The organism is Pseudomonas sp. LS1212, from assembly GCF_024741815.1.
Taxonomy (GTDB): domain Bacteria; phylum Pseudomonadota; class Gammaproteobacteria; order Pseudomonadales; family Pseudomonadaceae; genus Aquipseudomonas.
This window is the reverse complement of sequence record NZ_CP102951.1, coordinates 689,002-711,800: the sequence shown is the minus strand read 5'-3', so window position 1 is coordinate 711,800 and position 22,799 is coordinate 689,002. Positions and strand designations below refer to the sequence as shown.

General features: G+C 59.6%; 8 protein-coding genes, 2 tRNA genes, 3 rRNA genes and 2 pseudogenes. 4 read left to right on the top strand and 11 right to left on the bottom strand.

Translation table 11 applies throughout. The features are described 5' to 3' along the window. Positions 1–37: 37 nt before the first annotated feature. Together mmsB and NVV94_RS03180 are read right to left on the bottom strand one after the other, a co-directional pair. Positions 38–925 carry a 3-hydroxyisobutyrate dehydrogenase gene (gene mmsB / locus NVV94_RS03185; protein ID WP_258445807.1) on the bottom strand — a complete coding sequence of 296 codons (888 nt, stop codon included), beginning with the start codon at positions 923–925 and terminating at the stop codon, positions 38–40. Between the two features lie 11 nt (positions 926–936). After that, positions 937–2,460 (bottom strand): CoA-acylating methylmalonate-semialdehyde dehydrogenase, encoded by a 1,524-nt coding sequence (locus NVV94_RS03180; protein ID WP_258445806.1) that lies wholly within the window; start codon positions 2,458–2,460, stop codon positions 937–939. Positions 2,461–2,969: 509 nt separating this feature from the next. Here NVV94_RS03180 and NVV94_RS03175 point away from each other — a divergent pair. The 4 genes and pseudogenes from NVV94_RS03175 to NVV94_RS03160 all read left to right on the top strand — a co-directional run. Beyond that, positions 2,970–3,110 (top strand): annotated as a pseudogene (locus NVV94_RS03175) (sugar phosphate isomerase/epimerase); the annotation flags it as partial. Further along, a pseudogene (locus NVV94_RS03170) lies at positions 3,098–3,527 on the top strand (2OG-Fe(II) oxygenase family protein); the annotation flags it as partial. The pseudogenes NVV94_RS03175 and NVV94_RS03170, both read left to right, overlap by 13 nt. A gap of 43 nt (positions 3,528–3,570) precedes the next feature. Beyond that, positions 3,571–4,368: an ABC transporter substrate-binding protein gene (locus tag NVV94_RS03165; RefSeq protein ID WP_258445805.1), complete on the top strand. Its 798-nt coding sequence runs from the start codon at positions 3,571–3,573 to the stop codon at positions 4,366–4,368. Between the two features lie 64 nt (positions 4,369–4,432). Then, positions 4,433–5,992 (top strand): amino acid ABC transporter permease/ATP-binding protein, encoded by a 1,560-nt coding sequence (locus tag NVV94_RS03160; protein WP_258445804.1) that lies wholly within the window; start codon positions 4,433–4,435, stop codon positions 5,990–5,992. A gap of 18 nt (positions 5,993–6,010) precedes the next feature. Here the strand turns inward: NVV94_RS03160 and recD are convergent, their stop codons facing one another. The 9 genes from recD to NVV94_RS03115 form a co-directional block, all read right to left on the bottom strand. Next, entirely contained in the window at positions 6,011–8,101 is a 2,091-nt protein-coding gene (gene recD, locus NVV94_RS03155; RefSeq protein WP_258445803.1) for an exodeoxyribonuclease V subunit alpha, read from the bottom strand. After that, positions 8,098–11,799: an exodeoxyribonuclease V subunit beta gene (gene recB / locus NVV94_RS03150; RefSeq protein WP_258445802.1), complete on the bottom strand. Its 3,702-nt coding sequence runs from the start codon at positions 11,797–11,799 to the stop codon at positions 8,098–8,100. Before recB ends, recD begins: the two co-directional genes overlap by 4 nt. Continuing rightward, positions 11,799–15,269, bottom strand: a complete 3,471-nt coding sequence (gene recC / locus NVV94_RS03145; RefSeq protein ID WP_258445801.1) for an exodeoxyribonuclease V subunit gamma — start codon at positions 15,267–15,269, stop codon at positions 11,799–11,801. The genes recB and recC overlap by 1 nt, the downstream gene beginning before the upstream one ends. A gap of 214 nt (positions 15,270–15,483) precedes the next feature. Further along, positions 15,484–15,599 (bottom strand): 5S ribosomal RNA (gene rrf / locus NVV94_RS03140). A 145-nt stretch (positions 15,600–15,744) separates the two neighbouring features. Beyond that, positions 15,745–18,643 (bottom strand): 23S ribosomal RNA (locus NVV94_RS03135). Between the two features lie 221 nt (positions 18,644–18,864). Beyond that, a tRNA-Ala gene (locus tag NVV94_RS03130) sits at positions 18,865–18,940 on the bottom strand. 10 nt (positions 18,941–18,950) lie between these two features. Continuing rightward, positions 18,951–19,027: transfer RNA gene (locus NVV94_RS03125), tRNA-Ile, on the bottom strand. 123 nt (positions 19,028–19,150) lie between these two features. Beyond that, positions 19,151–20,693 (bottom strand): 16S ribosomal RNA (locus NVV94_RS03120). Together the 16S, 23S and 5S rRNA genes with 2 tRNA genes alongside form the textbook arrangement of a ribosomal RNA operon. 572 nt (positions 20,694–21,265) lie before the next feature. After that, positions 21,266–22,759: a CoA-acylating methylmalonate-semialdehyde dehydrogenase gene (locus tag NVV94_RS03115; protein WP_258445800.1), complete on the bottom strand. Its 1,494-nt coding sequence runs from the start codon at positions 22,757–22,759 to the stop codon at positions 21,266–21,268. Positions 22,760–22,799: the final 40 nt, after the last annotated feature.

Genomic DNA, 22,799 nt, shown 5'->3' with positions numbered 1-22,799 from the left:
GTGGGAGCTGGCTTGCCAGCGATTGGCCGTTACGCGATCACTCAGGCTTGCGATAAGCCCCCACAATCGCCGAAAAGTCCTTGCCCCCCTCCCCCCGCAGGCTCATCGCCTGATACAACTGCTGCGCCACCGCCCCCAGGATCACCGGCTGATGCGCCAGGCGCGCCGCCTCGGTGGCCAGGCCCAGATCCTTGAGCATCAACTCCGCATGAAACCCACCGGTATAACCCCGTGAAGCCGGGGCCGTTTCAATGATGCCGGGCCATGGGTTGTAGGTGTCCGAACTCCAGCAGCGCCCGGTCGAGCTGTTGATGACCCCGGCCAGGACCTTGGTATCGATACCCAGCGCCTCACCCAATGCCATGGCCTCGGACACCCCGATCATCGAGATACCCAACAGCAGGTTGTTGCAGATCTTGGCGATCTGCCCGGTGCCGACTTCACCGCAATGCACGATATTGCGACCCATTTGTGCCAGTACCGGTTGCAGCTTCCCGAACAACTCATCGGTGGCGCCAACCATGAAGGTCAGCGTGCCGGCCGCCGCGCCACCGGTGCCTCCGGAAACCGGCGCATCGGCCAGGGGAACGCCCTGTTTGGCCGCCGCGGCCGAGACTTCCCGGGCGGTCTGTGGGTCAATGGTGCTGCATTCCACTGCCAGGGTACCGGCACGAATACCGGCCAACACACCGTCTTCGTTCAAGTAGACGCTGCGCACGTGCGCGGCAGCCGGGAGCATGGTGATTACCAGCTCGCATTCGCGCACGGTCTCACGCGGCGAAGCGCAGATATTTCCACCCAGTTCCTTGAATTCGGCCAGCACCGTCGTGTTCAGGTCGAACACGTCCAGCTGATGCCCGGCCTTGATCAAGTTACGCGCCATCGGCGCGCCCATGTTGCCCAAGCCGATAAATGCAATACGCATGATGGTTCTCCTTAACGCAGGTGGATGGTGGTGTTCACACCGTCATTGACGCTTTCATCGTCGAACCAGCGGCTGGTGACCGTCTTGGTCTGGGTGTAGAACTGCACCACCTGTTTGCCATACGGTCCCAGGTCGCCGAGCTTGGAGCCGCGTGAACCGGTGAAGCTGAAGAACGGAACCGGAACCGGGATCGGAATGTTGATTCCGACCTGCCCCACGTCGATCTCGTTCTGGAACTTGCGTGCCGCCGCACCGCTCTGGGTGAACAGGCCAACGCCGTTACCGTAGGGGTTGCGGTTGACCAGCGTGATGGCATCGTCGAGGGTATCGACTTCCAGCACCACCAGCACCGGGCCGAAGATTTCCTTGGTGTAGATCTCCATGTCGGTAGTCACACCGGAGAACAGGGTCGGGCCGATGAAGTTGCCCTGCTCGTAACCCGGCACCTTGATGCCGCGCCCGTCCAGTTCCAGCTTGGCGCCTTCGCGCACGCCGCTTTCGATCAGGCCGAGCACGCGTTCCTTGGCCCGCTTGGAAATGAGCGGGCCGACATCCGTGCCCGGTTCGGAGCCGGCATTGACCGTGAGTTTTTCCGCCAGTGTCTTGAGCTCGGGCAGCCATTTGCGTGCCCCGCCCACCAGCACCGCCACCGACGTGGCCATGCAACGTTGCCCGGCCGCACCGAAGCCGGCACCGACCAGCGCATTGAGGGTCTGCTCGCGATTGGCATCGGGCAGCACCACGGCGTGGTTCTTCGCGCCCATCATCGACTGCACGCGCTTGCCGTGCTTGCCGGCCAGGTTGTAGACGTGGGTACCGACTTCGGTCGAACCGACGAAGGACACGGCCTTGATGTCCGGGTGGGTGCAAATCGCATCGACCACGTCCTTGCCACCATGCACCACGTTCAGCACGCCAGGCGGCACACCGGCTTCGACTGCCAGCTCAACCAGCATCATGGTCGACATCGGGTCCTGCTCGGAAGGCTTGAGCACAAAGGTGTTGCCGCAGACGATTGCCATCGGGAACATCCACAGCGGGATCATGGCCGGGAAGTTGAACGGGGTGATGCCCGCGCAGACACCGATCGGCTGGCGCAGCGTGTAGGTGTCGACGCCACCGGCAACGTTCTCGGCGAACTCGCCGATCTGCAGGCTGCCGATCGAGCAGGCATGTTCGACCACTTCCAGGCCGCGGAAGATGTCGCCTTCGGCATCGGCGATGGTCTTGCCCTGCTCGGCGCTGAGGGTCACGGCGATGCGTTTGGAGTGTTCACGAATCAGCGCCTGCAACTTGAGCATGATGCGCATGCGCGCGCCGATCGGTGTGGCACGCCAGGTCTTGAAGGCACGCTGGGCCGCCGCAACGGCAGCGTCGACTTCTTCGCCGGTGGCGAACGGGACCTTGGCCAGGACCTGCTGGGTAGCCGGGTTGATGATGTCGCGCCATTCGCTGGTTTTCGACTCGACCCACTGGCCGTCGATCAGCAGTTTAACGTTTTCGACCTTCGGGTCGGATTGCGGGGATGCGCTCATGAGAATTCTCCTGGTTATTGTTGCGGAGATGTCGAAGCACGGGGGAAGGTGTTGCGCCACGGATGGGTCTGATTTTGAGTATAGACGCGCAAGCATCTGATAAACCTGTACATAAACCCCTGCCAACCAGGCAAAAAAGCATAACGCCTGTATGCTCCGCAGGGCTTCGCTTGGATCCATTCAAAATAATGTCTCAATAATGGCACTCTTGCGAACAGCCAACATAGACGCCTTTCTTAGCCTTTTTGACGTCAATAATCCGCATTAATTATGCAAGCTATTTATTCAGAAAAATCTGAAGTATTGATTTGATCTTTTGGATTCTTCAACCCGCCACCCTGTGCCTACCATCAACACCAGAGCGAACGACCCACGGCGTCGCTTGGTGGGACCAGATACGCAGAGATCCGGCTCAAAAATCATCTGTTGTTGCTGCCCATTGATCGCCGACCGGCTTGCCGCCGTCGTTGTGCTTTTTCAGTAGGCCAAGGGATTTTTGAGGATCACCGATGAAGCTGGAAATTTTCCGCACACTGTGGGGCTACACCGCCAGCAAGGCCCAGGCACTCGAAGAACTGCTGCAGGCCGGCTTTGACGGCATGGAAGCTCGCCTGCCACTGGAGGCGCGCGAGCGGGCAGAGTTTGTCGCGGTTTCGCCTTGGCGCTGGGTCTTGAGGAAGACTATTTCGACAGCATGGTCACCCGCCCGCCGTCCAAGCTTCGGCTGATTCATTACCCCTTCGATGGCGCCGCCCAGGATGCACCGGGCATCGGTGCGCATACCGACTACGAGTGCTTCACCATCCTGCTGGCCGACAAGCCGGGCCTGGAAGTGATGAACGACCTTGACCAGTGGATCGACGCACCACCGATTGCCGCTGCCTGCCTTCGCCCAGGCAGACAGGGATTACGAGGAAATCGCTATCGGTGAACACATGTATGGGCAGGCACTGCAGACCTATCAATACCTGCGCAAGCGGGTGGCAAATGGAGAAGTCAAATTGCCGGAGAAGGCACGCAAGCCTTCGAGTTTCGGACACCTGAAAAATCAGGCGCAACCGTCCTGATTGACGTTTTCAGCAACACTTACCTACGCCGGAGTCTGTAAAAATGAAAAACAACAATAAAAACACCCTTGCACGTATGTCTCTGCTCGCCGCCGGCATGCTCGGCGCATCACTGGCCATGGCCGCTTCGGACACCTTCAAGGTCGGCATGGAAATCACCTATCCACCCTTCGAGTCCTACGACAAGGATAAAAACGTCGTGGGCTCCGACCCTGAGCTGGCCACAGCCCTGGCCAAGCACATGAACGCGAAGGTGGAATTCGTCGACACCAAGTTTCCAAGCCTGATCCTCGGCCTGAACTCCGGGAAGTACGACGCGATCATTTCCGGCATGTACATCACCCCCGAGCGCCAGACCCAGGCCCAGACCATCGCCTATGCCAATACCGGCGCCGCGGTCATGGTCCCCAAGGACAGCCCGATCAAGGCGCAAAAGCCTGAAGACCTCTGCGGCCTGAAACTTGGCCTGGAACAAGGCACGACCTGGGTCAAGGAATTCAGGAAACTTTCCGAGACCTACTGCGTACCGAACAACAAAGGCGCCATCACCGTCAGCGAATACCCATCCGCTCCAGAGGTGACCCAGGCGCTGTTGTCCAAAAACATCGAGGCCCAGGTTGAAATCGCCGGTGCCGCAAAAATGATCGCCGAAAAAACCAACGGCCGGGTGGTGATCACCACCGAGCATCCGATCTATCAGCAAACCCTCGGCATCTTCGTCAAGAAAGGCAACGACGCGACCTACCAGGCCGTGCAAAAGGCTTTCGAGGAAACCAAAAAGAGCGGTGAGTACGCAGCTATTCTTAAAAAGTACGGCCTGGAAGAACCGACTGCCAACTAAGAACCTGCCCCTATAGTTTGGTCGTCTGCCGCCCCTGCCCAGGGGCGGCAGTTTGAGGTGTTCTATGCAATTCGAATGGTCGTACTTCTTTTCCCTGTTCTCCCTGCCGGACTTCTGGAAAGCCTGTGTCACGGTCGTCCAACTCAGTGCCCTGGCCTGGTTCCTCGGCATGCTGCTCGGTTTTTTGCTGGCGACGGCCAAGCTCTCCCAATCGCCATTGCTGCGCATTCCCGCGGCGGTCTATATCTGGTTCTTCCGCAGCATCCCGTTGCTGGTGCTGGTGGTCTTCGTCTACAACTTGCCGCAGCTGTTTCCGGGTAGTGGCCCTATTCTTTCCAACCCCTTCTATTCCGGCTTGCTGGCCCTGGTGGTCACCGAGGCGGCGTACATGGCGGAAATCCATCGCGGCGGCTTGATATCGGTCGCCAAGGGCCAGAAGGAAGCCGGGCGCGCCCTGGGTGTCGGCCTGTTCGGTTTGCAGCGATTGATAGTGATCCCCCAGGCGTTCCGTATCTCGCTGCCCACGCTGATCAATGAATACATCACGGTGGTCAAGCTGACGTCGCTGGTCTCGGTGATCTCCCTGACCGAAATCCTGACGGTCGGCCAACGCCTCTACGCGACCAACTTCCTGGTCATGGAAACCCTCGCCGCCGTGGCGGTGTATTACGTGTTGATCGTCACTGTCTTTGGCTGGTTCCTGCAACGCCTGGAACGGCACCTGGATTTGAACTTCCGCAAGCCGCACACGCTTGACGAGGCCGCCGTAGCAAAACTCAAGGCCAGCGCCGAAGCCTTGCCCGACAGTGCCCGCAAGCCAGCCAACGCCGGCACCGCACCGATCCTGCAGCTGCAGAACATCGAGAAGAGCTATGGCACGCATAAAGTGTTGCTGGGCATCGACCTGAACGTCGACTACGGCCAAGTGGTCTCGATCATCGGCCCGTCGGGTTCAGGCAAGACCTCGCTGATTCGCACCGTCAACGGCCTGGAAAGCATCGACAAGGGCGACATTATGCTGTTCGGCGAGAAGTTCATCAGCCCGACGGACAAGCCCAATAGCGCCCTGCTGCGTCGCGGCGTACGACACATCGGCATGGTGTTCCAGAACTTCAATCTGTTCCCCCATCGCACCATTCTCGACAACGTCACCCTGGCGCCGCGCTACCACGGCAACCCGACAGAGCTGAGCGAACACCGCGCCTACGCGCTGCTGGACAAGGTCGGCCTGTTGACCCATGCCCACAAGTACCCGCACCAGCTCTCCGGCGGCCAGCAACAGCGCGTGGCGATCGCCCGGGCCTTGGCGATGGAACCGCAGATCATGCTGTTCGACGAACCGACTTCGGCCCTGGACCCTGAGCTGGTCAACGATGTGCTGAATGTGATCCGCGACCTGGCCAAGGAAGGCATGACCATGCTGATCGTCACCCATGAAATGGACTTCGCCATGTCCATCTCCGATCGGGTGATTTTCATGGAAAACGGCAACATCCAACTGGACGCCGCACCCAGTACGATCCGTACCGATGCGTCCGGCGAGCGGGTCCGGCGCTTCATGGGCATCGATGCCTCACCGAAAGCCGAGGAGCCCAGCGAGCTGGGGACCATCCTCGCGCAATAGTGACCCTGGACCTCACCGCTAGCTGGCGGTGAGGTCCAGCATCAAGCCACTGAGGCGTTTGACCTTGCGTCGTACTGCCTCTTCGAATACGCCCTGGCGAGGCTCGATCAGGCTGAACCAATGCTTGGCGCGGGTGATCCCGGTGTAGATCAGTTCCTTGGTCAGCACCGGGTTCAATGCATCCGGCAGAATCAGCGCGGTATGGGCAAACTCCGAGCCCTGGGACTTGTGCACCGTCATGGCATAGACCGTCTCCACATCGTTGAGCCGGCTTGGCAGCACGAAACGCACCCCGCCCTTGCCATCGTTGCGCGGGAATGCGACCCGCAGCACCTGTCGCTGGCTGTCCTCGTCGTCGGGCATGCGCAGGGCGATACCGATGTCGCCATTCATCAGCCCCAATCCGTAGTCGTTGCGGGTCATCAGTACCGGGCGGCCTTCATACCAGAGGTCTTCGCTCTCGATCAGCCGGGCCGCGAACAGCGCCCGCGTGACTCGCTGGTTCAGGCCCTCGACACCCCATGCCCCCTTGCGCACGGCGCACAACAATTGGAATGACTCGAAGGCCTGCAGCACCGAGCGTGCCCATTCGCGCCAGCACGGATCATCGGCCGGCGCCTGCCCGGTTGGCCGGGCGCTGTGGATAACCCCCAGGTAATACCGATAGCCTTGCGGGCCATCGTTGCCACGACCGTGCCCTTGCAACAGCAGGCGTTCAAGGGCCCGATCCTGTTCGCCGCGCAGGGCCAGGTCGAACAGGTCGGCGTGGGTGCCAGCGGCCAACAGTTCTCGCGCCTGCTCGGCATTCTGACTGTTGACCAGCCGCGCCAACTGGCCGATGCCGCTGCCCTGGCCGAAGCGACGCGAGTGGCGCAACATCACCACTTGCTGAGCCAGCGGATAAGCCTGGTCACTGCCCTCCTGCAGGCCGCCTTGGGCCAGGCTCTCACCGCTGACGTGCTCCAGCCAGGCGCACGTAGCCGGGCTATAGCGACCGGCTTCGGCATCCCGGCACAGGTCGCCCAGTACCGCGCCGGCTTCCACCGAGGCGAGCTGGTCCTTGTCACCCAGCAGCACCAGGCGCGCATGGGCAGGCAAGGCGTCGAGCAGATTGGCCATCATCTCGAGGTCGATCATCGAGGCTTCATCGACCACCAGCACATCCAGCGGCAACGGGTTGCCCGCGTGGTGCCGAAAATGCCGGGTGTTCGGGCGGCTGCCGAGCAAGCGGTGCACGGTGGTCACTTCAGTGGGGATTTTCTCGCGTACCTGCGCCGTTACCGTCAGGTTCTGCACTTGCTGGCTGATGGACTCGGTCAGGCGCGCCGCCGCCTTGCCGGTGGGCGCCGCCAGACGAATGCGCAAGGGTTTGCCCGCCTCCACCGCCGGCGCCTGGAGCAAGGCCAGCAAGCGCACCACGGTAGTCGTCTTGCCGGTACCCGGGCCACCGGTGACGATACTGAACGCACCCCGCGTGGCCAGGGCACAGGCGAGTTTCTGCCAGTCGATCTGGGCATCCCGGGTGGGGAACAGTTGATCGAGGCGTGCCGACAGATCGCCTGGCACCTCCTCGGCTTCAATCAGACGCTCGCGCAGGGCGCTGTCGATCCGTCGCTCGAAGCCCCAGTAGCGACGCAGGTACAAGCGTTGCCCGGACAGCACCAGCGGCCTCTGTCGAGCGGCTGCGCTGTCATCACCGGCCAGCGCCACCAATGGGCTGCCGGCCAGGGTCTGGCGCCAGGTGTGCGCATCCAGATGCTCGAGCAACTGCGAAGGCAGCAACAGCGGACCGGCCAACGCATCGCCTTCAGGCGGCAAGGACAAGGCGAAATCCGGTGCGGCAAGGGTCTCGCCCAGATCCAGGCAGACATGACCATGGCCCAGTTGGTGACTGGTCAAGGCAGCGGCCAGCAGCACCAGCGGATGACCTTGTGGGTCGCGCTCGCCAAGAAAGGCGACGAACGCTCGGTCCAGGGCGCGCAACCAGCCGCGTTCCACCCAGCGGTCGAGCAGCTTGAGCAAGTCTCCCCCGCGCGCCAATGGCTCAAGCACCGCCAGGCTCTGGGCATCCAGTGGCGTCGGCAGCAGGTCGACCAGTGTACGGTTCATGTGGGTTCTCCCTGAATAAGGTCGGCTTGCGGCTGACGGCTGGCGCCCTGGAACAAGGCATCCATCCGCTCGATCAGTTCACGGGGAGGCCGGGTGAAATACACGCCCTGACTTACTGCACGGGTACCGCGCAGGAAGATGAACAACGCGCCGCCCACGTGCCGGTCGTAGTCGTAATCGGGCAGCCGCGCCTTGAGCTGGCGATGCAAGGCCAGCAGGTACAACATGTATTGCAGGTCATATCGGTTGTCGAGAATCGCGGTGGTCATCGCCTGCTCGCTGTAGGCCGACTCATCGGCGCCCAACCAGTTGGACTTATAGTCGGCGACGTAATAGCGGCCGTCATGCTCGAAGACAAGGTCCATGAAGCCCTTGAACATGCCATTGAGCAACGCGCTTTCGGCGGGGGCGCGCACGGCGCCCTGGTGGGTATGCTCGCTCACCAGGGTGTCGAGCTCGCCGACATCGACCTTATGGCTGGCGAACCAGAACTCCATCTCGATCTGGTAGTGCCGCAGCTGGCTCAGCGCCACCGGCGCGCCCTCGGCGGTCAGGCGTAGCGGCTCATTGATCAGGTGCAGCAGCCAGTCGCCGAGACTGTTGATCCAGCCCGTCCAGCCGCGCCGGTTGCAACGGCTGGCGACCATTTTGAGCGCGCCTTGCGGGTTCGCCGAAACCTGGGCGAAGCCTTCCTTGCCAGCCCATTCGAGCAGGCCATGGAGAAAGGTGCCGGGGTTTGGCCCGCGCGGGAAACGATGGATATCCCCGCTGTCGGGCATCACCTCGCGGGCAGCCTGGGGGTCGAGTCGTTCGTCGTCGAACAGCTTCTGGGCCTGCGGGCTGTCAGGCGACTGGTCGCTGCCGGGGGTAATGTTTTCGCCGATGCGCAGCGCGCTGTAGGAGGCGATCCACCAGTGCTCGGTGGCACGTCGTTTCGGTTGGCGCGGCGCCAGTAGCGTGGCCTCGTTGCGTGGCGCCGTGAAGCGTTGCTCGTCCGCCGCTGGCAGTTCGGCGAGCTGCAGGGCAGTGCTGCCCTGTTGCAGGTCCCGCAGCCAGAGGCTCAGGCCGGCCGATTCAGCCAGCGCGGCGCCTGCGCCAAGCAAGTAACCCAGCGCCGAACGATGCAGGATCGACTCCTTGGTATTGCCGCGCTTGAGGTCTGCCACGCCGAGCCAGCAGGCATGCTGCGCGCGGGTCAAGGCCACATAGAGCAGACGCAGGTCTTCGGCCAGGCGTTCGTCATCGGCAAGCTCGATCTGCTCGGCCGTCGGCGTCAGGGTTACCTGTGCAAGGCCCTGTGCGTCGTGAAAGGCCAGCGGCAGGCGCTTGCCGTCCACCGGCTTGCAGGAGCATATGAACGGCAGGAAAACCAGCGGATACTCAAGACCTTTGGACTTGTGGATCGTCACCACCTTGACCAGTTGCTCGTCGCTTTCCAGGCGCAGAATCTGTTCTTCACCCGCTTGGCCAGACAAGGCCAGGTGCTCGGCCAGATGACGGATCAAGGCCTGTTCGCCATCGAGTTCGGCAGCGGCCTGCTGCAATAGTTCGGACAAGTGCAGCAGGTTTGTCAGCACCCGCTCTCCGTCACTGCGGGTAATCAACGCCTGGGGCAGCTTGAAGTCGTGCAGCAGCTTGCGCAGCATCGGCAGCACACCCTGACTGCGCCACACCGCTCGGTAATCGCGGAACTGCATGACCCGCGCTTCCCAGGCGCGTTCGTCCTGGTTCAGTTGCTCGAGCTCAGGCAGCGACAGGTTCAATGTCATGCTGGCCAGGGCCGCCTTCAGCGGGCGCTCGGCATCGGGTTCGGCACAGGCACGCAGCCAGGCCAGCAGGTCGTGGGCCTCTTGCGCAGCGAAGACCGAGTCCTTGTCCGACAGGTAGACACTGCGTATGCCACGGGCGGCCAGTTCGCTGCGGATGACCTGGGCCTCGTTGCCGTCGCGTACCAGAATCGCAATATCCGAAGGCATCACACCGCACAGTGGCTGGTCGGCCAGGGCGAAGCCGCAAAGGCCCTGTTGGCCACCGTTGAGCAAGCGGACGATCTCGCTCGCGCAGCTGGCTGCCAGTTGTTGGCGATAGACCGTGCCCGACAGCGGCTCGTCGCTGGGCAATTGCCAGACCTGCAGCGCTGCAAGCGGCTGCCCATCGACCTGCAGCACTTCCTTGCGGCCCTGGGCTTTGACCGAAATGAAAGGCACCGGATTGTCGCCATCCCGACGGAACAGAAACGCCCCGCGCCCCTGCTCGCGCATTTCGGCACGGGCGAACACATGGTTCACCGCCGCCACCATGGCGTGACTGGAGCGGAAGTTGGTATCGAGTGTATGCAGGCGCCCCTCGGTCGCCTGGCGGGCTTGCAGGTAGGTGAAAATGTCGGCGCCACGGAAGGCATAGATCGCCTGCTTCGGGTCGCCGATCAGGAACAGGCCGCTGTTGGGGTCGTTGGCCTCGATGTGATAGATGCGCTCGAAGATCCGGTACTGCACCGGGTCCGTGTCCTGGAACTCGTCGATCAGGGCGACCGGAAACTGTTCGCGGATCAGCGTCGCCAACCGCTCGCCACCGGCGCCCTGCAAGGCCGCGTCGAGCCTGAGCAGCATATCGTCGAAGCCCATTTCGGCGCGGCGGCGCTTCTCTTCTTCAAAACGTGCGCCGACCCAGCGTGCGGCATGCTCCAGCACGGCGGCGTCGGGAGTAGGCAAGGCTTGCAGGCTGTCACGCAAGGTGAGCATGGCCTCCAGTGCCGGATGGCTGGGGGCTGCACCCTTCCACGCTTCGGCCATGCCGTCCGGGGTCAGGCGGATAAAGCCGGTGCCGATGTCCAGCTCTTGCTCGGCCTCATCCTGTGCCCAGGCGGTCAGCTTGTCGAACCAGGGTTCGAAGAAACGCGCCTGCATCTTGCGGCCGTCGACCGATTTGCTCGCCAGGCCTTGATTGCAGATCTCACGCAGTTCGAGCGACCACTGCACCCACGGCGCCTTGATCACGCGCAAGGCATCGGCACGCTGCTGCAGGCAGGCCGTGATCAGAACTGTCGGTTCGTCACTGTCGGTACCGGCCTTCTGCTTGCCGAACATGGCCCGAACCCTGGGCAGCAAGGCAGCCGGGCTGCCCCAGTGACTGCGAACCCAGTTCAATGCCTCGCCGTGCATGCTGTAGCAGAAGCGCCGCCAGTAGTCGCGCAGCACTTCGCCGAGCAATTCGCTGTGATCGGTTTCCAGGGTCTGGGTGAACAGGCTGCCGCTGTCGAAGGCGTGTTCGCGCAGCATGCGCTGGCACCAACTGTGGATGGTCGACACTGCGGCTTCGTCCATCCATTGGGCCGCAACATCAAGACGGTTTGCGCAACCGGCCCAATGTTCGGGCGCGAACTCTTCGCGCAACTGCTCGATCAGTGCGTCCGGCGCTGCTATCTCCGCGCGGAAAAAACGGGCGGCTTCGGCCAGACGGGTTCGGATCCGGTCGCGCAATTCCTTGGTCGCGGCATCGGTGAAGGTCACCACCAGTATCTGCGGCGGCAATAATTCGCGCCCGAAACCATTCTGCCCGCCATGCCCGAGCACAAGGCGCAGGTACAGTGCGGAAATGGTGAAGGTCTTGCCCGTACCGGCGCTGGCTTCGATCAGTTGGCTGCCGTGCAGGGGAAAGGCCAGCGCCAGTGGCGGCAATTTCATGGCATCGGTAGTCATCAGCGAGCCTCCTCGGCACTCAAGGATTGCCAGGGGGCCTGGAACAACGGCCGGTACAACGCCTCGCACCAGCCTTCGAATTCTTCGCTTTCAGTCAGGGCGGCAAAGTCCGGGAACTGCCGGGCCAGCGCCATACTTTCACGGCGCTCGCCGTCGCTGGTCTGGCCGTCGCCTTCATAGGCCTTGCAGGCAGCCGCCTGGGCCTTCGCCGGATCGTTCTGGGCCAGCCAGGCAAACGCGGTTTTCACCGCCACCGGCAGTGGCTCGGACATGCCCGCCTGCCGGGCCAGCAGCAGATTGCCCAAGGTTTCCTGGGCAGCGGCCTGGGGGATCGGGGCCAGCAACAGGGTGTCGTCGCTGGCGACCACTGCGCTGCTGAGCGGCAAGCCAACCGCACAGGCCGCCAGATGGGTGACCCAGGTCCGGATCAAACGGTGCCATTTGCGCGAGCGGCTTGATCCGATGGCGTTGGGGATCGTGGTGATGCTGAGCAATCCACCGTCGGCGCGTTGATGCAGGCCGCCAAGCCAGCCTTCGAGTGCCAGTTGCCGGTACTCGAAGCTGATCGGCAGTGCGCTGTTCACCGGCGTCGGCCATAGCGACAACAACTGCGCATGGCGTTGCAACAGGTCCGGCAGTGGCTCAATCAACTCCGCCTGCAGGCACTCACCGAAACCGGCCATGGGCAACAGGCCGCTACCTTGAAGTCGCCGGGCCTGGGCCTGGAGTGCATGCTCGATCTCGGCGGGCCGGGCCATGGCCGCTCCGAGCAGGCTCTCGCTCAGGCTATAGCGCTCGAGTGCATCGAGCACGAAAGGCTCTTCGTCGGCCAAGGGCGCTTCGGCCGACTCGAAAAATACGTTCAGTCGTTGGCTGAAGAAGTGACGGACAGGATGGCGCAAGAAGTCCTGTAGCTGAGTCAGGCTCAAAGGCTCTTCGGGCTCGAAGGGGGTCAGGCCGACTGCGGCATGTGCCGCTTGAGGCCCGGCGTGCAACTGCTGCCATTCCCGGGCATAGCTGAACAACCCGGTGCCCTGATGGAAGTAGCGCGCACTGAAGGGCTGCAAGGGATGCTCCACCGTCAATGCGTGAATCAGCTGCTCACCGGCATCGCGCTTGTCGTCGCTGGCGGTGAGCAGCTGCCAACCGTGGGCCAGATGGTCGCGCAATTGCCCGATCAATACCGAAGCCGGCCGTTCGCTGTTATCGCGAATGCTGCGGCCGACCCAGCTGATGTAGAGCTGATCGCGGGCCGAAAGCAGGGCTTCGAGCAACAGGTAGCGGTCATCCTCGCGGCGCGAACGGTCGCCTGGGCGGTAATCGTGGCCCATCAGGTCGAAATCCAGCGGTGGCTGCGCACGCGGATAGTCGCCATCGTTCATGCCCAGCAGGCAGACCACTTTGAACGGAATCGCGCGCATGGGCATCAGGGTGCAGAAGTTCACCGAGCCGGCAAGGAAGCGCTGGGACAAACGCCCCTGATCCAGGCCGGCCAGCCAGGCTTCACGCACAACCGTGAGTGACAACAAGTCCTGCAGGCCGACGCCTTCACAGGTTTGCAGCCAATCCTCGCGCAGATCCTCCAATTGCACCAACAGATAGTCGTCATGTTCGTTGTCGGCCTGGAAGAACACCTGCAGCAGTGCTTGCAGACGCTCACCCCACTGCTGCGCCGTTGCCGGCCGTAAAAGCGCCTGATGGGCGACTTCCAGGGCATCGAGTAGCGCGACCAATGGGCCGATGAGCGCGGCATCCAGGCCGCCGATTTCATCGTAGGGTTCGATGCCGTCACAAGGCTCGCCGGCACCGACCGCATAGCCCAGCAGCATGCGTCGCAGGCCGAAACGCCAACTGTTCTGCTCAAGGTCAGCGGGCAAACCCAGCCCGGCCCGTTGTTCGGCGTTAAGGCCCCAGCGAATGCCGGCACCCTCGATCCAGCGATGCAGGGTCGGCAGGTCGCGCTCCTGTACACCGAAGCGCGCCCTCAGCGCCGGTACGTCGAGCAGGTCGAGGATCTCACTGACGGGGAAACGGCTATCGGGCAGCTTGAGCAAGTGCTCGACGGCGATCAGCAGCGGGTCGCGCCCGCGCTGGCCCTGGTCGGTCAATGTGAAGGGAATGAAGCGACGGTCGTCGCGGCCGATCTGGCCGAACACCGCGCGTATGTGCGGCGCATAGGCGTCGACATCCGGCACCATGACAATGACGTCGCGAGGCCGCAGCGTGGGGTCGGCGCTGAAGCGGGCCAGCAATTGATCGTGGAGGATCTCGACTTCGCGCTGGGCGCTGTGGGCGACATGGAAACGTACCGAGCGATCCTTGCCGGGATCGATGGGCTCCCAGCGCTGGCGCGTCTCGCTCAGCGGTCGCAGTTCCAGAATGTCGTCCTGCAATTGGTTGAGCAGGGTCTTGGGGTCATTGTCGCTGAACAGGTCGATACGACTATCGCTGAAAGCCGAACGATAGTTGTCGGGATTGTCGTAGCTGTCGAGCAGGTTGATGTAATCGCGGCCTTGTTTGCCCCAGGCAGCCAATAGCGGGTGGGCATACTGGTGCAAGGCGTCGGCGGCGATCACGCTCGGCATGCCGCTTTTGCGGCCCTGGCGCTTGTATTGATGGCGCAGCAGATCCTTGTCGGCGACGATATCGGCCCAGTGGTGCCGGCAGGGGTTGTGTACGCACAGCAGCACCTGGCTGAAGCGCGCCAGGCCTGCCAAGGCCTCGAGCGCCTGGGCCGGAAGAGAAGAAATGCCGAACACAATGACGCGCGAGGGCAGCCCGGTCGGGGCTTCGCTCAGGTTCCTGATACGTTCGATAAACCGTTGATGAACACCGGCACGGCTCTGGGCCATGCCTTCGGTGCCGACATCCAGCAACAGCGCGCGCCACAGTTCGGCCTGCCAGCAGTTGGCCTCGGCCAAGGGGATATTCTCGCCACGGGCATTGCGCACTTGATGTCGACCGGCGGCCCAGTCTTCGAGCCAGTCTGCGCGGTAGACCTGGTATTGGTCGAACAGGTCGGCCAGACGCTCGGCCAATTGGTAGCGCTTGCGCAGATCGGCGTCGTCGACGAGAAAACGCTGCAAGGGTTCGAAGTGTGGCTGGTCGATCACCTCGGGCAACAGGCGCATCAGACGCCAGGTCAGTGGGGCCTTGTCCAGCAACGAGCTTTCGGGGATTTCTTCGCGACCCAGGACCATCCGGTACAGCTGCCACATGAAACTGCCGGGTAGTTGCACGTCGATGGCGGCAGCGATGCCACAACCGCCTTGATCATCCGCTCCAGGATCTTCGGCCAGGGCCAGCTTCAGCCACTGGGCGATGCCGTTGCTCTGCACCAGGGCAATTTCGTTTTCCAGCGGCGCCAGGGGATAGCGACGCATCCAGCTCACGACCAGACTGCGCAGTTCATCCAGACGGTTGCCATGGACCACCATGAATCCCGGGGTGAGTGAGCTTGCTTGCGGCATGAGGCGTCCCTTGAGGCTGTGCTGATAGGGGCGAACCTTATCACTTTTGGCTCAAATCCGGCCGTCAGATCCTGTCGCGAGAAATGAATCCGAATCAACGCGGAACCTGTAGCCGCTGCCGCAGGCTGCGGCTACAGGCTCGGTGTCGCCTGGGCTTTTTTCGGCGCAAAAACAAAACCCCATCTGCTTACGCAGATGGGGTTTCGGAATTTAATCTTGACGATGACCTACTCTCACATGGGGAAACCCCACACTACCATCGGCGATGCATCGTTTCACTGCTGAGTTCGGGATGGGATCAGGTGGTTCCAATGCTCTATGGTCGTCAAGAAATTCTGCTGCCAGGCCGTCTTTCGACGTCTTGGCGAATCGGGTATGTGATGATTTGTGCGTCGCAAACTTTCGGTTCGTTTCGTCTTCACTACCGCAATTTGGCCCTGCTCTTTACAGGAGCAGCAAATTGCTTGGGTGTTATATGGTCAAGCCTCACGGGCAATTAGTATTGGTTAGCTCAACGCCTCACAGCGCTTACACACCCAACCTATCAACGTCGTAGTCTTCGACGGCCCTTCAGGGAGCTCAAGGCTCCAGTGAGATCTCATCTTGAGGCTAGTTTCCCGCTTAGATGCTTTCAGCGGTTATCTATTCCGAACATAGCTACCCGGCAATGCCACTGGCGTGACAACCGGAACACCAGAGGTTCGTCCACTCCGGTCCTCTCGTACTAGGAGCAGCCCCTCTCAAATCTCAAACGTCCACGGCAGATAGGGACCGAACTGTCTCACGACGTTCTAAACCCAGCTCGCGTACCACTTTAAATGGCGAACAGCCATACCCTTGGGACCGGCTTCAGCCCCAGGATGTGATGAGCCGACATCGAGGTGCCAAACACCGCCGTCGATATGAACTCTTGGGCGGTATCAGCCTGTTATCCCCGGAGTACCTTTTATCCGTTGAGCGATGGCCCTTCCATACAGAACCACCGGATCACTAAGACCTACTTTCGTACCTGCTCGACGTGTCTGTCTCGCAGTCAAGCGCGCTTTTGCCTTTATACTCTACGACCGATTTCCGACCGGTCTGAGCGCACCTTCGTACTCCTCCGTTACTCTTTAGGAGGAGACCGCCCCAGTCAAACTACCCACCATACACTGTCCTCGATCCGGATAACGGACCTGAGTTAGAACCTCAAAGTTGCCAGGGTGGTATTTCAAGGATGGCTCCACGCGAACTGGCGTCCACGCTTCAAAGCCTCCCACCTATCCTACACAAGCAAATTCAAAGTCCAGTGCAAAGCTATAGTAAAGGTTCACGGGGTCTTTCCGTCTAGCCGCGGATACACTGCATCTTCACAGCGATTTCAATTTCACTGAGTCTCGGGTGGAGACAGCGCCGCCATCGTTACGCCATTCGTGCAGGTCGGAACTTACCCGACAAGGAATTTCGCTACCTTAGGACCGTTATAGTTACGGCCGCCGTTTACCGGGGCTTCGATCAAGAGCTTCGCGTTAGCTAACCCCATCAATTAACCTTCCGGCACCGGGCAGGCGTCACACCCTATACGTCCACTTTCGTGTTTGCAGAGTGCTGTGTTTTTTAATAAACAGTCGCAGCGGCCTGGTATCTTCGACCGGCATGAGCTTACGCAGTAAATGCTTCACCCTCACCGGCGCACCTTCTCCCGAAGTTACGGTGCCATTTTGCCTAGTTCCTTCACCCGAGTTCTCTCAAGCGCCTTGGTATTCTCTACCCAACCACCTGTGTCGGTTTGGGGTACGGTTCCTGGTTACCTGAAGCTTAGAAGCTTTTCTTGGAAGCATGGCATCAACCACTTCGCGCTCTAATGAGCACTCGTCATCAGCTCTCGGCCTTGAACCCCCCGGATTTACCTAAGAGTCCAGCCTACCACCTTAAACTTGGACAACCAACGCCAAGCTGGCCTAGCCTTCTCCGTCCCTCCATCGCAATAACCAGAAGTACAGGAATATTAACCTGTTTTCCATCGACTACGCTTTTCAGCCTCGCCTTAGGGACCGACTAACCCTGCGTCGATTAACGTTGCGCAGGAAACCTTGGTCTTTCGGCGTGGGTGTTTTTCACACCCATTGTCGTTACTCATGTCAGCATTCGCACTTCTGATACCTCCAGCCAGCTTCTCAACTGACCTTCACAGGCTTACAGAACGCTCCTCTACCGCATCACCCTAAGGTGATACCCGTAGCTTCGGTGTATGGTTTGAGCCCCGTTACATCTTCCGCGCAGGCCGACTCGACTAGTGAGCTATTACGCTTTCTTTAAAGGGTGGCTGCTTCTAAGCCAACCTCCTAGCTGTCTAAGCCTTCCCACATCGTTTCCCACTTAACCATAACTTTGGGACCTTAGCTGACGGTCTGGGTTGTTTCCCTTTTCACGACGGACGTTAGCACCCGCCGTGTGTCTCCCATGCTCGGCACTTGTAGGTATTCGGAGTTTGCATCGGTTTGGTAAGTCGGGATGACCCCCCTAGCCGAAACAGTGCTCTACCCCCCTACAGTGATACATGAGGCGCTACCTAAATAGCTTTCGAGGAGAACCAGCTATCTCCGAGCTTGATTAGCCTTTCACTCCGATCCACAGGTCATCCGCTAACTTTTCAACGGTAGTCGGTTCGGTCCTCCAGTCAGTGTTACCTAACCTTCAACCTGCCCATGGATAGATCGCCCGGTTTCGGGTCTATACCCAGCGACTAAACGCCCTATTAAGACTCGCTTTCGCTACGCCTCCCCTATTCGGTTAAGCTCGCCACTGAATATAAGTCGCTGACCCATTATACAAAAGGTACGCAGTCACAGAACAAGTCTGCTCCCACTGCTTGTACGCATACGGTTTCAGGATCTATTTCACTCCCCTCTCCGGGGTTCTTTTCGCCTTTCCCTCACGGTACTAGTTCACTATCGGTCAGTCAGTAGTATTTAGCCTTGGAGGATGGTCCCCCCCCATATTCAGACAAAGTTTCTCGTGCTCCGTCCTACTCGATTTCATTGACAAGAGATTTTCGCGTACAGGGCTATCACCCACTATGGCCGCACTTTCCAGAGCGTTCCGCTAATCTCAAATCAACTTAAGGGCTAGTCCCCGTTCGCTCGCCACTACTAAGGGAATCTCGGTTGATTTCTTTTCCTCAGGGTACTTAGATGTTTCAGTTCCCCTGGTTCGCCTCTTGCACCTATGTATTCAGTACAAGATAACCATCTTGTGATGGCTGGGTTCCCCCCATTCAGACATCTCCGGATCACAGTCTGTTTGCCGACTCCCCGAAGCTTTTCGCAGGCTACCACGTCTTTCATCGCCTCTGACTGCCAAGGCATCCACCGTATGCGCTTCTTCACTTGACCATATAACCCCAAGCAATCTGGTTATACTGTGAAGACGACATTCGCCGAAAATTCGCGATTAAACTCACAAATTTTACCTTAGCCTGAATAAACACCAGTGAAAGTGCTATCCAGTCTATCTTTCTATCACATACCCAAATTTTTAAAGAACGATCTAATCAAAAGACTAGAAATCAACATTCAAAGTGAATGCTCATTTCTAAGCTTTTCGAAGCAGTTTATGGTGGAGCCAAGCGGGATCGAACCGCTGACCTCCTGCGTGCAAGGCAGGCGCTCTCCCAGCTGAGCTATGGCCCCATAACAAAATTGGTGGGTCTGGGCAGATTCGAACTGCCGACCTCACCCTTATCAGGGGTGCGCTCTAACCAACTGAGCTACAGACCCAATTTCGAGCTTGTAACTGTTAGCTTGGCGCTATCAGCTTGGAGCTTAAAGCTGCTTCTATCGTCTTCTTCAATGAATCAAGCAATTCGTGTGGGAGCTTATAAGACAGCTGATGTCTTCGATTAAGGAGGTGATCCAGCCGCAGGTTCCCCTACGGCTACCTTGTTACGACTTCACCCCAGTCATGAATCACACCGTGGTAACCGTCCTCCCGAAGGTTAGACTAGCTACTTCTGGTGCAACCCACTCCCATGGTGTGACGGGCGGTGTGTACAAGGCCCGGGAACGTATTCACCGCGACATTCTGATTCGCGATTACTAGCGATTCCGACTTCACGCAGTCGAGTTGCAGACTGCGATCCGGACTACGATCGGTTTTGTGAGATTAGCTCCACCTCGCGGCTTGGCGACCCTCTGTACCGACCATTGTAGCACGTGTGTAGCCCAGGCCGTAAGGGCCATGATGACTTGACGTCATCCCCACCTTCCTCCGGTTTGTCACCGGCAGTCTCCTTAGAGTGCCCACCATAACGTGCTGGTAACTAAGGACAAGGGTTGCGCTCGTTACGGGACTTAACCCAACATCTCACGACACGAGCTGACGACAGCCATGCAGCACCTGTCTCAATGCTCCCGAAGGCACCAATCCATCTCTGGAAAGTTCATTGGATGTCAAGGCCTGGTAAGGTTCTTCGCGTTGCTTCGAATTAAACCACATGCTCCACCGCTTGTGCGGGCCCCCCGTCAATTCATTTGAGTTTTAACCTTGCGGCCGTACTCCCCAGGCGGTCAACTTAATGCGTTAGCTGCGCCACTAAAGTCTCAAGGACTCCAACGGCTAGTTGACATCGTTTACGGCGTGGACTACCAGGGTATCTAATCCTGTTTGCTCCCCACGCTTTCGCACCTCAGTGTCAGTATGAGCCCAGGTGGTCGCCTTCGCCACTGGTGTTCCTTCCTATATCTACGCATTTCACCGCTACACAGGAAATTCCACCACCCTCTGCCCTACTCTAGCTCGCCAGTTTTGGATGCAGTTCCCAGGTTGAGCCCGGGGATTTCACATCCAACTTAACGAACCACCTACGCGCGCTTTACGCCCAGTAATTCCGATTAACGCTTGCACCCTCTGTATTACCGCGGCTGCTGGCACAGAGTTAGCCGGTGCTTATTCTGTCGGTAACGTCAAAACATCAACGTATTAGGTTAATGCCCTTCCTCCCAACTTAAAGTGCTTTACAATCCGAAGACCTTCTTCACACACGCGGCATGGCTGGATCAGGCTTTCGCCCATTGTCCAATATTCCCCACTGCTGCCTCCCGTAGGAGTCTGGACCGTGTCTCAGTTCCAGTGTGACTGATCATCCTCTCAGACCAGTTACGGATCGTCGCCTTGGTGAGCCTTTACCCCCACCAACTAGCTAATCCGACCTAGGCTCATCTGATAGCGTGAGGTCCGAAGATCCCCCCACTTTCTCCCGTAGGACGTATGCGGTATTAGCGTCCGTTTCCGAACGTTATCCCCCCACTACCAGGCAGATTCCTAGGCATTACTCACCCGTCCGCCGCTCGCCACCAGGTACAAGTACCCGTGCTGCCGCTCGACTTGCATGTGTTAGGCCTGCCGCCAGCGTTCAATCTGAGCCATGATCAAACTCTTCAGTTCAATACTGCTTGGGTTTTGAGAAAACCCTAAACTTGGCTCAGCAATCTCAAAATGAACTATATGATTGCTCATGTAGCCACTTGTGATGCTGATAATCTTTCTGACTATCAGTCTGAGCTCACAAGCACCCACACGAATTGCTTGATTCAGTTGTTAAAGAGCGGTTGGTTGATTCTTTCGTCTCAACCGAGGCGCGAATTCTACGCTTTCCTCGGTCTCTGTCAAGCGTTTATTTTCAGAAGTTTTTCGATTTTCTCGTTTAACTTCAAACACTTGACTCGCTTCGATCACTCGTCAGCGGGAGGCGAATTCTACAGCGTTTCAAACCGCTGTCAACCACCTTTTCCACCGCTTTCGATCGGAAGATCGAAGCTGCTTCTTCGCTGCTTACTTCGGTTAACTCTTTGATTCTCAAGGAGTTTTCCGTTTCGTCTGCGCCGGAAGTGGGGCGAATTATAGAGAGATCCAAGAGCGCGTCAACACTTAATTTAAAGAAAGTGTCATAAAGGTCAAACAGCCCTATAAAAGCAAAGGGGGCGGGCCTTTCGGCCCGCCCCCTTCTTCACCACTACTTACAGGCTTGGGAACGCAAACTGCGAAGCCTCATGGCTGGCGCGCTGCGGCCAACGCTGGGTGATCGCCTTGCGGCGGGTGTAGAAACGCACTCCATCCGGACCGTAGGCATGCAGGTCGCCGAACAGCGAACGCTTCCAGCCGCCGAAGCTGTGGTAAGCGACCGGCACCGGCAGCGGTACGTTGACGCCGACCATGCCGACTTCGATTTCGTCGCAGAACAGGCGCGCGGCCTCACCGTCACGGGTGAAGATGCAGGTGCCGTTGCCATATTCGTGATCGTTGATCAGCTGCATGGCTTCTTCCAGGCTGTTCACGCGCACGATGCACAGGACTGGGCCGAAGATTTCTTCTTTATAGATGCGCATTTCAGGGGTGACGTTGTCGAACAGGCAACCACCCAGGAAGAAGCCCTCTTCGTTACCCGGTACCACCAGGCCACGGCCATCGACCACCAGCCTGGCGCCGGCCTTGACACCGTCTTCCACGTAGCCGGCTACCTTGTCGCGAGCCTGGCCGGTCACCAGTGGGCCCATGTCTAGGCCGCACGAAGTGCCTGCACCTATTTTCAGCGCCTTGACCTGGGGTACCAGCTTGGCAACCAATGCGTCCGCAACCTGGTCACCCACGCAAACGGCAACCGAGATCGCCATGCAACGCTCGCCGCACGAACCGTAGGCTGCGCCCATCAGTGCGCTCACGGCGTTGTCCAGGTCGGCATCGGGCATCAGTACCGCGTGGTTCTTCGCCCCGCCCAGTGCCTGCACGCGCTTGCCGCGCTTGGTGCCTTCGCTGTAGATGTACTCGGCGATCGGGGTCGAACCGACAAAGCTCAGCGCTTTGACTTCCGGCGCCTCGATCAGCGCATCGACGGCTTCCTTGTCGCCATGCACGACGTTCAGCACGCCATTGGGCAGGCCGGCTTCCTGCATCAGCTGTGCGATATAAAGAGTGGAACTCGGGTCACGCTCCGACGGCTTCAGGATGAAGCAGTTGCCGCAGGCGATGGCCAGTGGATACATCCACAGCGGCACCATGGCCGGGAAGTTGAACGGGGTGATGCCGGCAACCACGCCCAGTGGCTGGAAATCGGACCAGGCGTCGATATTCGGGCCGACGTTGCGGCTGTATTCGCCCTTGAGAATTTCCGGGGCGGCGGCGGCGTACTCGACGTTCTCGATGCCACGCTTCAATTCACCGGCAGCATCTTCCAGGGTCTTGCCATGCTCTTCGCTGATCAGCTGGGCAATGCGTGCTTCGTTCTGCTCGAGCAGTTGCTTGAAGCGGAACAGAACCTGGGCGCGCTTGGCCGGCGGGGTGTTGCGCCAGGCCGGAAAGGCGGCCTTGGCGGCGTCGATGGCCAACTGCATGGTGGCGCGGCTCGCCAGCGGCACCTTGTGGATAGCCTGGCCGGTCGAGGGATTGAAAACATCAGCCGTACGGTCACTGCCGCCAATCAGGTCGCCATTGATCAGGTGCTGGATAGTGCTCATGCAAAACTCCTAAAGGGCTGGATCAAGGGCGAGTCTGCTC

Bases quoted from the DNA above. Each gene is read 5' to 3' on its own strand.
- NVV94_RS03165 (WP_258445805.1), top strand. From the start codon at position 3,571: ATGAAAAACAACAATAAAAACACCCTTGCACGTATGTCTCTGCTCGCC.
- recB (WP_258445802.1), bottom strand. From the start codon at position 11,799: ATGACTACCGATGCCATGAAATTGCCGCCACTGGCGCTGGCCTTTCCC.
- NVV94_RS03180 (WP_258445806.1), bottom strand. From the start codon at position 2,460: ATGAGCGCATCCCCGCAATCCGACCCGAAGGTCGAAAACGTTAAACTG.
- recD (WP_258445803.1), bottom strand. From the start codon at position 8,101: ATGAACCGTACACTGGTCGACCTGCTGCCGACGCCACTGGATGCCCAG.
- NVV94_RS03115 (WP_258445800.1), bottom strand. From the start codon at position 22,759: ATGAGCACTATCCAGCACCTGATCAATGGCGACCTGATTGGCGGCAGT.
- mmsB (WP_258445807.1), bottom strand. From the start codon at position 925: ATGCGTATTGCATTTATCGGCTTGGGCAACATGGGCGCGCCGATGGCG.
- NVV94_RS03160 (WP_258445804.1), top strand. From the start codon at position 4,433: ATGCAATTCGAATGGTCGTACTTCTTTTCCCTGTTCTCCCTGCCGGAC.
- recC (WP_258445801.1), bottom strand. From the start codon at position 15,269: ATGCCGCAAGCAAGCTCACTCACCCCGGGATTCATGGTGGTCCATGGC.